Annotated in this window: 13 protein-coding genes; 8 read left to right on the top strand and 5 right to left on the bottom strand. The window is 63.9% G+C overall.

Translation table 11 applies throughout. From position 1 onward, the window contains the following. Positions 1–205: 205 nt before the first annotated feature. Positions 206–1312, top strand: a complete 1107-nt coding sequence (locus P3R38_RS19475) for an NADH:flavin oxidoreductase/NADH oxidase (protein WP_277686518.1) — start codon at positions 206–208, stop codon at positions 1310–1312. 257 nt (positions 1313–1569) lie between these two features. Here the strand turns inward: P3R38_RS19475 and P3R38_RS19470 are convergent, their stop codons facing one another. From P3R38_RS19470 to ydcS, 5 genes are all read right to left on the bottom strand, one after another. Continuing rightward, positions 1570–2994, bottom strand: coding sequence for a gamma-aminobutyraldehyde dehydrogenase (locus P3R38_RS19470; protein WP_023382025.1), 1425 nt, complete (start codon positions 2992–2994; stop codon positions 1570–1572). Positions 2995–3011: 17 nt separating this feature from the next. Further along, the gene (locus P3R38_RS19465) at positions 3012–3818 is read right to left on the bottom strand and encodes an ABC transporter permease (RefSeq protein WP_023382024.1); all 807 of its coding nucleotides are present in this window, start codon (positions 3816–3818) and stop codon (positions 3012–3014) included. After that, positions 3808–4740 carry an ABC transporter permease gene (locus P3R38_RS19460; RefSeq protein ID WP_023382023.1) on the bottom strand — a complete coding sequence of 311 codons (933 nt, stop codon included), beginning with the start codon at positions 4738–4740 and terminating at the stop codon, positions 3808–3810. The genes P3R38_RS19465 and P3R38_RS19460 overlap by 11 nt, the downstream gene beginning before the upstream one ends. Continuing rightward, the gene (locus tag P3R38_RS19455) at positions 4737–5792 is read right to left on the bottom strand and encodes an ABC transporter ATP-binding protein (RefSeq protein WP_104883368.1); all 1056 of its coding nucleotides are present in this window, start codon (positions 5790–5792) and stop codon (positions 4737–4739) included. Before P3R38_RS19455 ends, P3R38_RS19460 begins: the two co-directional genes overlap by 4 nt. 131 nt (positions 5793–5923) lie before the next feature. Then, entirely contained in the window at positions 5924–7075 is a 1152-nt protein-coding gene (ydcS, locus tag P3R38_RS19450; protein WP_027906546.1) for a putative ABC transporter substrate-binding protein YdcS, read from the bottom strand. 217 nt (positions 7076–7292) lie between these two features. Here ydcS and P3R38_RS19445 point away from each other — a divergent pair, with 217 nt between their 5' ends. The 7 genes from P3R38_RS19445 (at position 7293) to P3R38_RS19415 (ending at position 15460) form a co-directional block, all read left to right on the top strand. Then, positions 7293–7988 (top strand): tellurite resistance TerB family protein, encoded by a 696-nt coding sequence (locus P3R38_RS19445; RefSeq protein ID WP_104883369.1) that lies wholly within the window; start codon positions 7293–7295, stop codon positions 7986–7988. Positions 7989–8115: 127 nt separating this feature from the next. Continuing rightward, positions 8116–9738 (top strand): methyl-accepting chemotaxis protein, encoded by a 1623-nt coding sequence (locus P3R38_RS19440; RefSeq protein ID WP_023382019.1) that lies wholly within the window; start codon positions 8116–8118, stop codon positions 9736–9738. Positions 9739–9743: 5 nt separating this feature from the next. After that, positions 9744–10250 carry a chemotaxis protein CheW gene (locus P3R38_RS19435; protein ID WP_104881343.1) on the top strand — a complete coding sequence of 169 codons (507 nt, stop codon included), beginning with the start codon at positions 9744–9746 and terminating at the stop codon, positions 10248–10250. Further along, on the top strand, positions 10247–11512 hold the full coding sequence (locus P3R38_RS19430; RefSeq protein WP_277686517.1) for a CheR family methyltransferase: 1266 nt from the start codon (positions 10247–10249) through the stop codon (positions 11510–11512). The genes P3R38_RS19435 and P3R38_RS19430 overlap by 4 nt, the downstream gene beginning before the upstream one ends. Next, positions 11509–12174 (top strand): chemotaxis protein CheW, encoded by a 666-nt coding sequence (locus tag P3R38_RS19425; protein WP_023382016.1) that lies wholly within the window; start codon positions 11509–11511, stop codon positions 12172–12174. The genes P3R38_RS19430 and P3R38_RS19425 overlap by 4 nt, the downstream gene beginning before the upstream one ends. After that, complete coding sequence (locus P3R38_RS19420; RefSeq protein ID WP_277686516.1) at positions 12171–14450, top strand: hybrid sensor histidine kinase/response regulator; 2280 nt, start codon at positions 12171–12173, stop codon at positions 14448–14450. Before P3R38_RS19425 ends, P3R38_RS19420 begins: the two co-directional genes overlap by 4 nt. Continuing rightward, the gene (locus tag P3R38_RS19415) at positions 14447–15460 is read left to right on the top strand and encodes a chemotaxis response regulator protein-glutamate methylesterase (protein WP_023382014.1); all 1014 of its coding nucleotides are present in this window, start codon (positions 14447–14449) and stop codon (positions 15458–15460) included. Before P3R38_RS19420 ends, P3R38_RS19415 begins: the two co-directional genes overlap by 4 nt. Positions 15461–15474: the final 14 nt, after the last annotated feature.

Here is a 15474-nt window from a genome sequence, read left to right as displayed (position 1 = left end):
ATCGTGCAGGCATGACTGGCCCGAAGCAGCGGTAGGAGCGAGCCTTGCTCGCGATGCGCCGCGCGGGCGGCGCTCGGTTTCATAGCCACCGAAAATCTGTTGCCCTCCAATCTGGTCTAGTCTGATTAATGACCGGCACCGGGCCAGGGATGTGCACTTGAGTGTCCGGACTGGATCACCATTGGAGTCCTTGGGAGGTGCCCTCATGAGCCTGCTGCTCGAGCCTTACACCCTGCGTCAGTTGACGCTGCCCAACCGCATCGCGGTCTCGCCGATGTGCCAGTATTCTGCGATCGATGGCCTGGCCAACGATTGGCATCTCGTTCACCTGGGGAGCCGAGCCGTGGGTGGCGCCGGCTTGGTCATCAGCGAGGCCGTCGCGGTGACCGCCGATGGTCGGATCACTGCCGAAGACCTCGGCCTGTGGAACGACGATCAGATTGCGCCCTTGCAGCGCATTACCCGTTTCATTACCGCCCAGGGCGCCGTGCCGGGCATCCAGCTGGCCCACGCTGGGCGCAAGGCCAGTACGTATCGGCCCTGGTTGGGCAAGCAGGGCAGTGTGAAGATCGAAGACGGTGGCTGGCAGCCGGTGGGCCCCTCGAAGATCGCCTTCGACCCGCAGCACACGCCACCGCGCGAGTTGAGCAAGGACGAGATTCAGAGCGTGATCGATGCCTTCGTCGCCTCGACCGAGCGAGCGCTGAAAGCGGGCTTCAAGGTCGTCGAAGTCCACGCGGCCCATGGGTATCTCCTGCATCAGTTCCTCTCACCATTGAGTAACCAGCGCCGTGACGAGTACGGAAGCTGCTTCGAGAACCGCATCCGCCTGACCCTCCAGGTGGTGGAGGCCGTTCGCAGGGTCTGGCCGGCAGAACTGCCGCTGTTCGTGCGCGTCTCGGCAACCGACTGGGTCGAGGATGGCTGGAACCCGGATGAAACCGTCGAACTGGCGCGCCGCTTGCGGGTGCTGGGTGTCGACCTGATCGATGTTTCCTCCGGTGGCACCTCGGTCAACGCCGAGATTCCTACCGGCCCCGGCTATCAGACGCGCTTCGCTGAGCGCGTGCGCAAGGAGGCGGAGATTGCCACGGGCACCGTCGGTATGATCACCGAACCGGCCCAGGCCGAGCACATTCTGCGCACTGGCCAGGCCGACGTGATCTTCCTGGCCCGGGAACTCCTTCGCGATCCTTACTGGCCGCTGCATGCCGATGATGACCTGGGCGGCAACAAGGCCACCTGGCCGGCGCAGTATCAAAGGGCAACCAGCCGAGCCAACCCAATTCACGAATCGGATTTGCGGGATTAGGGCGTATGGCGACAGCGGTGGGGTGGGGCTGAAATCGAGCGCCGCGCGGGCGGCGCATCGCGAGCTGCGCTCGCTCCTACAGGCGCACGCGAACGCCTTGTGGGTACGATGCGATATCGCGTCATGCGCCAAGACGTTCGCGCACAAATCCCACAGATTAATTGGCCCGGAACGATCGTAGGAGCGAGCGCAGCCCGCGGTGCGCTCGATCTTATTATTGGCGCTAGACCTCTAAAGGAATACCCCAGCCGGCAACCTCAATGTTTGATCATCACATGCCGCACACAGGTGTAGTCCTCCAGCCCGTACATCGACAGGTCCTTGCCATACCCTGAATGCTTCTGGCCGCCATGGGGCATTTCGCTGACCAGCATGAAATGGGTGTTGACCCAAGTGCAGCCATACTGCAAACGGGCGGCCAAACGGTGTGCCCGGCCCGTGTCGCGGGTCCATACCGATGAGGCCAGGCCGTACTCCGAGTCGTTGGCCCATGCCAGCGCTTGGGTTTCGTCAGTGAAACGGGTAACCGAAACCACCGGACCGAACACTTCATGGCGCACGATCTCGTCATCCTGAAGGGCATCGGCCAGCACGGTCGGCTCGAAGAAGAAACCATCACCCGGCAAGGCCTTGCCCCCGGTGACCAGGCGGATATGCGGCTGGGCGACGGCGCGTTGCACTAGGCCTGCGACCTTGTCGCGGTGCTGGGCGCTGATCAACGGGCCAAGCTCGGTATCTTCAGCGTCCTGCAGGCCGGGTTTGAGGCTGGCCACCGCCTTGCCCAGTCGTTCGACGAATTGCTCGTAGATGCCATCCTGCACATACAGGCGACAGGCGGCGGTGCAGTCCTGGCCGGCGTTGTAGAAGCCGAAGGTGCGGATGCCATCGATGGCTGCATCCAGGTCGGCATCGTCGAACACCAGCACCGGCGCCTTGCCGCCCAGTTCCATGTGCATGCGCTTCACGCTGTCGGCGGTGGCGCCGATGATGTGCGCACCGGTGGGGATGGAGCCGGTCAGTGACACCATGCGCACCTTGGGGTGGGTGACCAGCGGGTTGCCGACCGTCTGGCCGCGGCCGAAGAGGATGTTGAGTACCCCCGGCGGCAGCAGGCTCTGCGCCAGTTCACCCAGGCGCAGCGCGGTCAGCGGGGTCAGCTCCGAGGGCTTGATCACCACGGTATTGCCCGCCGCCAACGCTGGCGCGATCTTCCAGGCCAGCATCATCAGCGGGTAGTTCCAGGGGGCGATCGAGGCAACCACGCCCAGTGGGTCACGGCGAATCATCGAGGTGTGCCCGGGCAAGTATTCGCCAGCCGCAGAGCCGCCCAGGCAGCGCGCAGCACCGGCGAAGTAGCGGAACACATCGGCGATGGCCGGGATCTCGTCGTTCAGCGCCGCCGTGAAAGGCTTGCCGCAGTTCTGCGACTCTAGCCGGGCCAGTTCCTCGCCGTGATTTTCAAGGGTGTCGGCCAGCGCCAGCAGGGCAAGGGAGCGGTCCTTGGGGCTGGATTGGGACCAGCTGTCGAACGCCTGGTCCGCTGCGCACACGGCCTGGTCGACCTGTGCCTCGGTGGCTTCGTTGATTTGCGCCAGGGCACTGCCCAGGGCCGGGTTGAGCACGGTCCAGGTTGGCCCCTCGCCGGTCACCAGGCGGCCATTGATGAGCATTTGGGTTTGCATGGAAGACACCTCCAGGGTCATTTGCCGCCGCCCGCAACGCTTTCGCCGCCGCGGGTCAGGTAATAGGCGCCGAGGATCGGCAACATGGTCACCAGCATCACCAGTAGAGCGACGACATTGGTGACCGGCACATCGCGGGGACGGCTCAACTGATTGAGCAGCCAGATCGGCAGCGTGCGTTCATGGCCTGCGGTGAAGGTGGTGACGATGATCTCGTCGAACGACAAGGCGAACGCCAGCATGCCACCGGCCAGCAGGGCCGAGCCCAGGTTGGGCAGGATGATGTAGCGGAAGGTCTGCCAGCCGTCGGCACCCAGGTCCATCGAGGCCTCGATCAGGCTCTGGGAGGTGCGCCGCAGGCGGGCGATGACGTTGTTGTAGACGATCACCACGCAAAAGGTCGCGTGGCCGACCACGATGGTGAGCACACCAGGCTCGATGCCCAAGGTCTTGAAGGCTGACAGCAAGGCAATGCCGGTGATGATGCCGGGCAAGGCGATGGGTAGGATCAGCATCAGCGAGATGCTCTCCTTGCCAAAGAAGCTGCGTCGATATAGCGCCGCCGAGGCCAGGGTGCCCAGTACCAGGGCTATCAGCGTGGCGAGGCTGGCGACTTTCACCGACAGCATGATGGCCTCGAGCACGTCCGGGCGCGCGAAGGCTACGGTGAACCAGTTCAGGGTGAATCCCTGGGGTGGGAAGCTAAAGGCTGCGTCCTCTGTGTTGAAGGCGTAGAGGATGATGATCACGATCGGAAAATGCAGGAAAAGCAGCCCGCCCCACGCAGCCAGGCGCAGCCCCAGCGAAGCACTTTCAGAGTGCATCGAAGGCTCCCAGGCGTTTGACGATGGCTAGGTAGACTGCGATCAGCACGATGGGCACCAGAGTAAAGGCGGCCGCCATGGGCATGTTGCCGATCGCCCCTTGCTGGGCGTAGACCATGCTGCCGATGAAGTACCCGGGCGGGCCGATCAGCTGCGGGACGATGAAATCGCCGAGGGTGAGGCTGAAGGTAAAGATCGAGCCTGCGGCGATACCGGGTATGGAAAGCGGCAGAACAACCTGCACGAAGGTTTGCCCCGGCGTAGCCCCAAGGTCGGCCGAGGCCTGCAGGAGCGATGGCGGCAAGCGTTCCAGGGCCGCCTGAATGGGCAGGATCATGAACGGCAGCCAGATGTAAACGAACACCAAAAAGCGCCCCAGGTGCGAGGTGGACAAGGTGCTGCCACCCACTCCCGGCACCGCCAACACCAGTTGCAAGAGGCCTTCGAGGTGCAACTGCTGGACGAACCACTGGGCGACGCCGCCCTTGGCCAGCAGCAGGGTCCAGGCGTAGGTCTTGACGATGTAGCTGGCCCACATCGGCATCATCACCGCGATGTAGAAAAACGCCTTGGTCCTGCCGGTGGTGTAGCGCGCCATGTAGTAGGCGATAGGGAAGGCCAGCACGGCGCTGGCCAGCGATACCGCCACGGCCATGCTCAAGGTGCGCAGGATGATGTCGAAGTTCGACGGATTGAACAGGGCGGCGAAGTTGCCCAGGGTCAGGTCCGGGGTTACCGCCATGGTGAAGTCGTCGAAGGTATAGAAACCTTGCCAGAGCAGGTTCAGCAGCGAACCCAGGTAAATCGCGCCGAACCAGGTGAGTGGCGGGATCAGCAGCAGCGCCAGGTACAGGTTTGGCCGTCGGTACAGCAGGTTGGAAAACCTGCGCAGCAGGCCTGGGGACGCCGCGGCCGGGTTCATTTCGGCAGGGCTCGTTCAGGTGAGTCGAGGAGGGTTTCGCGCAGGGCCGTCATGGCCTCGCGTGGCCAGCGCGCCTGCACTCGCTGTCCCGGTTGCCAGGGCTGAGCCTGGTCCTGCCAGCGATCGTTGGCATGACTCACCGCCAACAACTGGCCACTGTCGAGCTGGACTTCGTAGCGGGTGGCGCTGCCCTGGTACTGGATGTCGCGCAGCAAGCCACTGACCTGGACCTCGGTTCCCGTAGTGGCCGCGTCACCGAGGCGGATGTGCTCCGGACGAATGGAGAACGGCGTGGCGCTGCCATTGAGCTGCTTCGCCAGTTCGCCCCGCAGGACGTTGGACGTGCCGACGAACTCGGCGACGAAGGTGGTAGCCGGTTTCATGTACAGGTTGCGTGGGGTGTCGACTTGTTCGATGCGACCCCGGTTGAACACCGCCACGCGGTCGGACATCGACAGCGCCTCGGTCTGGTCGTGGGTAACGAAAACGAAGGTGATGCCCAGCTGGCGCTGCAGCTTCTTGAGCTCGCCTTGCATCTGTTCGCGCAACTTCAGGTCCAGGGCGCCGAGGGGTTCGTCCAGCAGCAGGACCCGCGGGCGATTGACCAGTGCGCGGGCCAGGGCCACACGCTGACGCTGGCCACCAGAAAGCTGCGCCGGTTTGCGCTCGCCATAGCCAGAAAGGGCGACCATCGCCAAAGCCTCGTCGGCGCGGGCATGGCGCTCGGCCTTGGCCACGCCTTTTACCTTGAGGCCATAGGCGATGTTGTCGCGCACGTTCATGTGCGGAAACAGTGCGTAGTCCTGGAACACGGTGTTGACGTCGCGCTGGTAGGGCGGCACGCCCGTGGCTTCGACGCCGTGAATACGGATCGAGCCGCTGCTGGGATGTTCGAAGCCCGCTATCAGGCGCAGGCAGGTGGTCTTGCCCGAGCCTGAGGGCCCGAGCATGGAGAAGAACTCGCCGTCTTCGATGTCGATGCTGACCTGGTCGACAGCCTTGACCTCGCCGAAGGTGCGGGAAACCTGGGTGAACTGGACGGCTAGGGGCATGTGTGGGCTCCAGGAAACGTTCTTATTCCTGCTCTGGCCCCTTCGCGGGCTAACCCGCCCCCACAGCTACTGCGCGGTACTCTGTAGGAGCGGCTTGCCCGTGAGGAAGCCAGGTCGGGTTTCAACCGGCTTCAGCGTCCGCCCATGATCGCAATGTAATCCTGGGTCCAGCGGCTGTACGGTACGAACTTGCCTCCTTGGGCCTGTGGGGTTTTCCAGAAGGCAATCTTGTCGAAGTTGTCGAAGCCGTTGGTCTTGCACCCTTCGGCACCCAGCAGCTCGCTGGCGGTACAGGCCGCCGGAACGGCCGGCAACGAGCCGAACCAGGCCGCCACATCACCTTGCACCTTCGGCTGCAACGACCAGTCCATCCACTTGTAGGCGCAGTTGGGGTGCTTGGCCTCGCTGTGCAGCATGGTGGTATCGGCCCAGCCCGTTGCACCCTCCTTCGGTATGGTCGAGGCCACCGGCTGGTTTTCGGCTTTCAGGCCGTTGACCATGTAGCCCCAGGAACTGGAGGCGACCACGCCTTCGTTCTTCACATCGCTCATCTGCACGGTTGCGTCATGCCAGTAGCGATGGACCAGCGGCTGTTGCTGACGCAGCAGCTCGAGCACGGCCTTGTACTGCGTTTCGGTGAGCTCGTAGGGGTCCTTGATGCCCAGCTCAGGCTTGGCCGACTTCAGGTACAGCGCGGCATCGGCGATGTAGATCGGCCCGTCATAGGCTTGCACCCGGCCTTTGTTGGGCTTGCCATCGGGCAGGTCTTGCGGGGCGAACACCACGCTCCAACTGGTGGGCGGTTGCTTGAATACGTTGGTGTTGTACAGCAGCACGTTCGGCCCCCACTGGTACGGGGTGCCGTAAACCTGCTTGTCGACCACGTACCAGTCACCGTTCTGCAGGCGCGGGTCAATGTGCTTCCAGTTGGGAATCAGCGCGGTATTGATGGGCTGCACCCGCTTGCCAGCGATCAGGCGGAGCGAAGCGTCGCCCGAAGCGGTGACCAGGTCGTAGCCGCCCTTGGTCATCAGGCTGACCATTTCGTCGGAAGTCGCGGCGGTCTTGACGCTGACCTTGCAGCCGGTTTCCTTTTCGAAGCCTGTGACCCAGTCATAGGCCTTGTCGCTTTCCCCACGCTCGATGTAGCCCGGCCAGGCGACGATATCCAGTCGTCCTTCGCCGGCGCCCAGGGCCTTGGGCAAATCGGCGGCCTGCAAGCTGGCGCTGGCCACTAGCGCGCCGCTCACGGCGCCGAGCAATGCGGTCTTGTGCACTGACATGGTGTTCCCTCTTCTTGGAGATCTTGGTCGGGGCAGTCATCAAGAAAGCTGTGAAGCCATTGTTATAAGCGTAGTGCGGTTGTGCAGGTTGTCGGCGAAGTCGAGTCTAGTTGGGTTTTGTGCCGGCAACGCAACATCTGGAAGCAAATCCACAGGTGGTGTTCATGGCGGTAAGCCTTACTCTGGCCGTGACTTTACGCGCCGTGGAGACGTGCACATGAACACCCGAGGCCTGCTCGACCAATTGCTCAAATCTGGCCAGGAACTGCTGAACAAGCAAACCACCGCAGGCGGCGCGGGCAAGCCTGCGGCAGGTGCCGGTGGCCTGGGCGGCCTGCTTTCCGGCGCCGGCGGCGGCGCCTTGGCTGCCGGGGCGATGGGGCTGCTGCTGGGCAACAAGAAGGCGCGCAAGTATGGCGGCAAGGTTCTGACCTACGGTGGCCTGGCGGCGCTCGGTGTGCTGGCCTACAAGGCCTACGGCAACTGGCAGGCACGCCAGGGCCTGGGGGCGGGCGCAGAGCCTCAGACCCTCGACCGCCTGCCTGCGTCCCAAGCCGAGCAGCACAGCCAGGCGGTGCTGCAGGCGTTGGTGGCAGCGGCCAAGTCCGACGGCCACATCGATGATCGCGAGCGTGCCTTGATCGAGGGTGAGTTCACCCGCCTGGACAGCGACCAGGAGCTGCAGCACTGGTTGCACGCCGAGCTGAACAAGCCACTGGACCCGGCGGAAGTCGCCCGTGCCGCGCAGACGCCGGAAATGGCCGCTGAGATGTACCTGGCCAGCGTGATGATGGTCGATCAGGAAAACTTCATGGAGCGTGCCTACCTGGATGAACTGGCCCGCCAGTTGCGCCTGGACCCAGCCCTGCGGCAGGAGCTGGAGACCCAGGTCAGGTTGGCGTCGACGCCATGATCAGGCAAAACGCCATATTGTCGGGCAAGGATGCCTGAAACAACGAATTTCAGCCGCAATTGCAGAGGAAGCCTGGGCTATACTTCGGCGATTTTTCCCGCTCGTTGTGAATTCCTGAGGGCTGAATGTGAAGAACTGGACCTTGCGCCAACGGATCCTGGCAAGTTTCGCCGTGATCATCGCCATCATGCTGCTGATGATCGTGGCCGCCTACTCGCGGCTGGTGGCGATCGAAAGTGCCGAGGAGGCGGTGGGGACCGACAGCATCCCCGGGCTTTACTACAGTTCGATGATTCGCAGTGCGTGGGTCGACAGTTACGTCACCAGCCAACAATTGGTAGGCCTGTCCAAGCGGCGTGAAATCACTGCGGCCGACATGGAGTTGTTCAAGAGCTTCGAGGATCGGCTCAAGCAACAGATGGCCAACTACCAAGGCACCATCCAGGGCGCCGACGATCAGGCCCGGTTCGACACCTTCATCCAGATGGAAGAAAACTACCTCAAGACTGTAAACCAGGTGCTTGAGGCGTACCGTCAGCGCAATTACGCCGAAGCCGAGCGACTGATCGTCGAGGTGCTTACCCCCGCCTGGCTGGAAGGCCGCAAGCATCTGAACACCGTCATCGAACACAATCGTGAGTCCGCCGGTACAGCCACCCAGGAAATCGTCAGCGCGGTAAGCACCGCCAAGGGCAGCATGTTGGTCTCACTGCTGCTGGCGATCGTCGCGGCAGGCATCTGTGGTTTGCTGCTGATGCGGGCCATTACCGCACCGATGCAGCGTATCGTCCATGCCCTCGACAAACTGCGCTCGGGTGACCTGAGCATGCGCTTGAGCCTGGACCGCAAGGATGAGTTCGGCGCCATCGAAAGTGGCTTCAACGAGATGGCCGAGGCCCTCGCCAACCTGGTCGCCCAGGCGCAGCGCTCATCGGTGCAGGTCACCACCTCGGTGACCGAGATCGCCGCCACCTCCAAGCAGCAGCAGGCCACCGCCACCGAAACCGCCGCCACCACCACCGAAATTGGCGCTACATCGCGTGAGATCGCCGCCACCTCTCGCGATCTGGTCCGCACCATGACCGAGGTTACCAGCGCTGCCGATCAGGCTTCCAGCCTCGCCGGTTCCGGTCAGCAGGGCCTGGCGCGAATGGAAGAGACCATGCACCAGGTGATGGGCGCTGCCGACCTGGTCAATGCCAAGCTGGCGATCCTCAACGAGAAAGCCAGCAACATCACCCAGGTCGTGGTGACCATCGTCAAGGTGGCCGACCAGACCAACCTGCTGTCGCTCAATGCCGCCATTGAGGCGGAAAAAGCCGGTGAGTACGGCCGAGGCTTCTCTGTGGTTGCCACCGAGGTGCGCCGGTTGGCCGACCAGACCGCCGTGGCTACCTACGACATCGAGCAGATGGTGCGGGAAATCCAGTCAGCGGTGTCGGCTGGCGTCATGGGTATGGACAAGTTCTCCGAGGAAGTGCGCCGCGGCATGTTCGAGGTGCAGCAGGTGGGCGAGCAGCTCAGCCAGATCATCCACCAGGTACAAGCATTGGCGCCGCGCGTGTTGATGGTTAACGAAGGCATGCAGGCCCAGGCCACCGGTGCCGAGCAGATCAACCAGGCGCTGGCCCAGCTCAGTGATGCCAGCACCCAGACGGTGGAATCCTTGCGCCAGGCCAGTTTCGCCATCGACGAACTGAGCCAGGTGGCTGCGGGGCTGCGCGGCGGTGTGTCGCGCTTCAAAGTCTGACGGCGATGAGTGACCTTCATCCCCACACGGTAGTGGCGGCCGATGCCAAGGGCGTGCTGTACCTGCAGTTTCGTATAGGCGAGCAGCGCTTCGCCCTGGATGTCCGGGAAGTCATCGAAGTGTTGCCGCGTCGCCCGCTGAAGCCGATCGCCCAGGCGCCGACGTGGGTCGCAGGCGTCCTTGCCCATCGAGGCGTGATGGTGCCGGTGATCGACCTTTCGGCCCTGAGTTTCGGTAGGCCCGCCGTGCAGCGCACCAGCACCCGACTGGTGTTGGTACGCTACCGCCAAGACCAGCAGCTCGGCCTGGTGCTCGAGCAAGCCACCGACACCCTGCGCTGCCACCCCGAAGCCTTCCAACCTTATGGCCTGGATAACCCTGATGCGCGTTACCTGGGGCCTGTGCTTCAGGATGCCGAGGGCATGTTGCAACGCATCGAGGTGGACGACCTGTTGACCGATAGCGTGCGGATGCTGTTGTTCCCGACCCAGCCCCTGCAGGTGCCGACATGAACCTGCATCGATATTTCCGATTTTTGCAGGAACGCATCGGCCTTGATGTGGAGTCGGTGGGCGAGGCCATGATCGAGCGCGCCCTGCGTCAGCGGTGCATGGCCCTGGACGCGGCCGATCTGGACGATTACTGGTTGCGTCTGCAGCAATCGACCGACGAACAGCAAGCGCTCATCGAGGCTGTGATCGTTCCGGAAACCTGGTTTTTCCGCTACCCGGAGTCGTTCACCGCCCTGGTCAGGTTGGCCCAGAGGCGCCTGGCAGAGCTCGCCGGCGAGCGCCCCCTACGCCTGCTCAGCCTGCCCTGTTCGACCGGCGAGGAGCCGTATTCGGCGGCCATGGCATTGCTCGATGCAGGCTTGAGTCCCGCTTCGTTTCACATCGACGGCATCGACATCAGCCCCAATTCGGTGACCAAGGCCCAGCAAGCCATCTACGGACGCAACTCGTTCCGGGGCAGTGAACTGGCGTTTCGTGAGCGGCATTTCCGTGAGATCGAGGATGGCCACCAGCTGGATCAAAGGGTGTGCTCACAAGTGAGCCTGCAGGTAGGCAATGTGCTCGACCCGGCGCTGTCGAGCCGTGATGGCCTTTACGACTTCGTGTTCTGCCGCAACTTGCTCATCTACTTCGATGTGGCGACCCAGCAGCGGGTGTTCGAGATGCTCAAACGCCTGATCCATGCCCAGGGGGTTTTGTTCATCGGCCCCGCCGAGGGCAGTCTGCTGGCACGCTTGGGCATGCGCCCATTGGGTATTGCCCAGTCGTTCGCCTATGTTCGCCAGGACAGCCATGCGCCAACGCCTGAGGTTCGGCCCCGGCGTGCGATGCCCCCGCCATTCACGCCACGTTCGCCGCTGCCGCCGCCGGCACCGATGTCGACGGCCAAGCCTCGCCCGTTACGTACCTTCCCACCGGCGCAGCCTTCGCCTGAGCCGCGAGAGAGCGAGAGCGAGCTGTTGGCCAGCATCGCGCGCCAGGCCAATGCCGGTGACAGCGCACAGGCCCGGGCCAGCTGCCAGCGCTACCTGCGGCAATTCGCCCCTAAGGCGCAGGTGTATTACTGGTTGGGGTTGCTGAGCGACACCGACGGTGACGCCTCGCAGGCGCTGACCCACTATCGCAAGGCACTCTACCTCGACCCCCAGCATCCAGAGGCCCTGGTGCAACTGGCGGCCTTATTGGCAGCCCAAGGGGATGAGGCGGGCGCGCGACGTCTGCAGGAGCGTGCGGCGCGTGTAGGGCGGGAGTCTGAACGATGAAGGTCGATAGCGCGATGGAATTGATCGCTCACGATGACGATCGCATAGATGACTGCTGGAACCGCATCGGCGTGCACGGTGACAAGCAGTGTCCGCTGCTGGATCGGCACATACACTGCCGCAATTGTGAAATCTACGCAGCGGCCGCCACGCGCTTGCTGGACCGCTACGCGCTGTTGCAGGACGACGTGGTGCAAGCGGCCGTGCCGGTGGAAGCGTGTGTGGGCCGCTCGATGCTGCTGTTCCGGCTGGGCGAGGAGTGGATGGCGCTGGCCACCGCCAGTCTTGCTGAAATCGCCCCGGTTCAGCCCGTGCATTCGCTGCCTCATCAACGTTCGCGAGTGCTGCAGGGCGTGGCCAATGTGCGCGGTGCCTTGGTGCCCTGCCTGTCGCTGGCCGACTTGCTCGAGGTGGAGGCCGTGCAAGGCGACGCCCGCGGCGTTCGGGCCATGCCACGGTTGTTGATCCTGGCTGCCTTAGGTGGGCCGGTGGTGATGGCGGTGGATGAAATCGACGGTATTCACCGGCTCGACCCAGCCTTGCTGGATGGCGAACACGAAGGCGCACCGTTCACCGCAGGCGTGTTGCAGTGGCGTGGACGCAGCGTGCGCGTGCTGGACGATCACCAATTATTGTCTGCCGTGCAGCGGAGCCTGTCATGACCCCAGAACAATTGCGTGACGCCTCGCTGCTCGAACTGTTCAGCCTCGAAGCCGAGGCCCAGACCCAGGTGCTCAGCGTTGGGTTGATGGCCCTGGAGCGCAATCCGAACCAGGCTGACCAGTTGGAAGCCTGCATGCGTGCGGCCCATTCGCTGAAAGGCGCCGCGCGAATCGTTGGCATCGATGCCGGCGTCAGCGTCGCCCACGTCATGGAGGACTGCCTCGTGGCAGCCCAGGAAGGGCGGTTGTTGCTGCGCGCCGAGCATATCGACGCCCTGTTGCGCGGCACCGACTTGCTGATGCACATCGCCACGCCGGGAGACCCGGCCGGTGAGGCGGCTGTCCCAGCTTTCCTGGCGCAGATGGCGAGCCTGCTGGATCCCGCCACAGCCGCCGCGCCCTTCGCAGTCGAGGTTCCAGAACCTGAGAGGCCCGTGCAACCGCCAGTGATCGGGCCTGTCCCGGCAGAGCCAGAGGCTGACCTCGAACCGACGCCGCGCAAGGCGGGCAAGCGAGGCAGCGAGGGCAGTGAGCGGGTATTACGCGTGACCGCCGACCGCCTCAACAGCCTGCTCGATCTTTCCAGCAAGTCACTGGTCGAGACCCAGCGACTCAAGCCGTACCTGGCCACCTTGCAGCGTCTCAAACGCATGCATGGCCAAGGCATGCGCGCGCTCGATGGCCTGAAAACCCAGCTCGAAGGCAGCGGTCAGCGTCTGGAAGTGCTCGAAGCCCTGGCTCAGACCCAGCGCCTGCTGGCGGAAACCCAGGAGATCCTGCAGCAGCAGGCCGCCGACCTCGACGAGTTCGGCTGGCAGGCCAGCCAGCGCGCCCAATTGTTGTACGACACCGCCCTGGCCTGCCGTATGCGGCCGTTCGCCGATGTCCTGACCGGCCAGAGCCGCATGGTGCGCGACCTTGGTCGCTCGCTGGGCAAACAGGTGCGCCTGCAGATCGAGGGCGAGAAGACCCAGGTCGATCGCGACGTGCTGGAAAAGCTCGAGGCGCCACTGACTCACCTGCTGCGCAATGCGGTCGACCATGGCATCGAGCTGCCCGAGCGGCGGGTGCTGGCGGGCAAGCCGGCCGAGGGCGTGATCCGCTTGCGCGCTTCCCACCAGGCGGGTCAGTTGATGCTTGAGCTCAGTGACGACGGTGCCGGTATCGACCTGGAGCGACTGCGCCGCAGCATCGCCGAGCGCGGATTGTCGCCTGCCGAAACGCTGTCGCGAATGAGCGAGGCGGAGTTGCTGACCTTCCTCTTCCTGCCGGGCTTCAGCCTGCGCGACAAGGTGACCGAGGTGTCCGGGCGTGGTGTCGGCCTGGATGCGGTGCAGCACATGGTGCGCGACCTGCGCGGTGCCATCGAACTGACCCAGGTGGCCGGGCAAGGCTGTCGTTTTCAACTGGAAGTGCCGCTGACGCTGTCGGTGGTGCGCAGCCTGGTGGTCGAGGTAGGCGGTGAGGCATATGCCTTCCCGTTGGCTCACATCGAGCGCACCCTGGAGGTGGCTGCCGAGGAGATCGTGCAGGTCGAGGGCCGCCAGCACTTCTGGCACGAAGGCCGCCATGTAGGCCTGGTCGCCGCCACCCAGTTGCTCAACCGTCCAGCGGGGCAGGGCGATGAAAGCAGCCTGCGGGTGGTGGTGATCCGCGAGCGCGAACAGCTTTATGGCGTGGCCGTGGAGCGTTTGATTGGCGAGCGCGTGCTGGTGGTGATGCCGCTCGACCCGCGGCTGGGCAAGATCCAGGACATATCCGCCGGTGCGCTGCTCGATGATGGCTCAGTGGTGCTAATCGTCGACGTCGAAGACCTGCTGCGCTCGGTCGAGAAGCTGCTCAGCACCGGCCGCCTGGAGCGCATCGAACGCAGCGCCCACGGCGCGCGTGGTGCGGATCGCAAACGCATCCTGGTGGTCGACGATTCGCTGACGGTGCGCGAGCTGCAACGCAAGTTGCTGAGCACGCGCGGCTACGAGGTAGCCGTGGCGGTCGATGGCATGGACGGCTGGAACGCGCTGCGTGGCGAGGACTTCGACCTGCTGATCACCGATATCGACATGCCGCGCATGGACGGTATCGAACTCGTCACCCTGGTGCGCCGTGACCAACGCCTGCAAACCTTGCCCGTGATGGTGGTGTCGTACAAGGATCGTGAAGAAGATCGCAGGCGTGGCCTGGATGCTGGCGCCGACTACTATTTGGCTAAAGCCAGCTTCCATGACGATGCGTTGCTGGATGCCGTGGTGGAGCTGATTGGGGGTGCTCAAGGATGAAGATCGCCATCGTTAACGACATGCCACTTGCCGTTGAGGCCCTGCGCCGGGCCCTGGCCTTCGAGCCTGCACACCAGGTGATCTGGGTGGCCGGCGACGGCGCCGAAGCCGTGCGCCGTTGCAGCGAGGAACTGCCGGACCTGATCCTGATGGACCTGATCATGCCGGTGATGGACGGTGTCGAGGCCACACGGCGGATCATGGCCGAGACCCCATGCGCCATCGTGATCGTCACCGTCGACCGCAAGCAGAACGTGCACCGGGTGTTCGAGGCCATGGGCCATGGTGCGCTGGATGTGGTCGATACCCCGGCCCTGGGGGCGGGAGATGCCCGCGAGGCGGCGGCACCGCTGCTGCGCAAGATCCTCAATATCGGCTGGTTGATCGGCCAGCAACGCACCAGTGCGGCGAAGTCGGTATCGGCCCCGCTGCGATCGGCATCACAGCGCCGCGGACTGGTGGCCATCGGCTCTTCGGCCGGAGGGCCAGCAGCGCTCGAAGTGCTGCTCAAGGGCCTGCCGCCAGAGTTTCCCGCCGCCATCGTGCTGGTCCAGCACGTCGACCAGGTGTTTGCGGCCGGCATGGCCGAGTGGCTCAGCACCGCCAGTGGACTCCCTGTGCGCCTGGCCCGTGAAGGCGAGCCGCCGCAACCTGGGCAGGTGCTGCTGGCGGGAACCAACCACCACATACGTCTGCTGCAAAATGGCCAGTTGGCCTACACTGCCGAACCGGTCAACGAAATCTATCGGCCTTCGATCGATGTGTTCTTCGAGAGCGTTGCACGTTTCTGGAGCGGTGACGCGGTAGGCGTGCTGCTCACCGGCATGGGCCGCGACGGTGCCCATGGCCTGAAACTGATGCGCCAGCAAGGCTTTTTGACCATCGCGCAGGATCAGTCCAGCAGCGCGGTGTATGGCATGCCCAAGGCTGCTGCGGCCATTGATGCTGCGGTGGAAATACGCCCGCTGGAGCGAATCGCCGGGCGACTGATGGAAATCTTTGCAAAATGACGATATGTATTGCA

It is taken from the genome of Pseudomonas sp. NyZ480 (assembly GCF_029537255.1).
GTDB lineage: Bacteria > Pseudomonadota > Gammaproteobacteria > Pseudomonadales > Pseudomonadaceae > Aquipseudomonas > Aquipseudomonas taiwanensis.
Note: the sequence above shows the minus strand (reverse complement) of the source record. Positions and strands in the feature narration are given on the sequence as shown.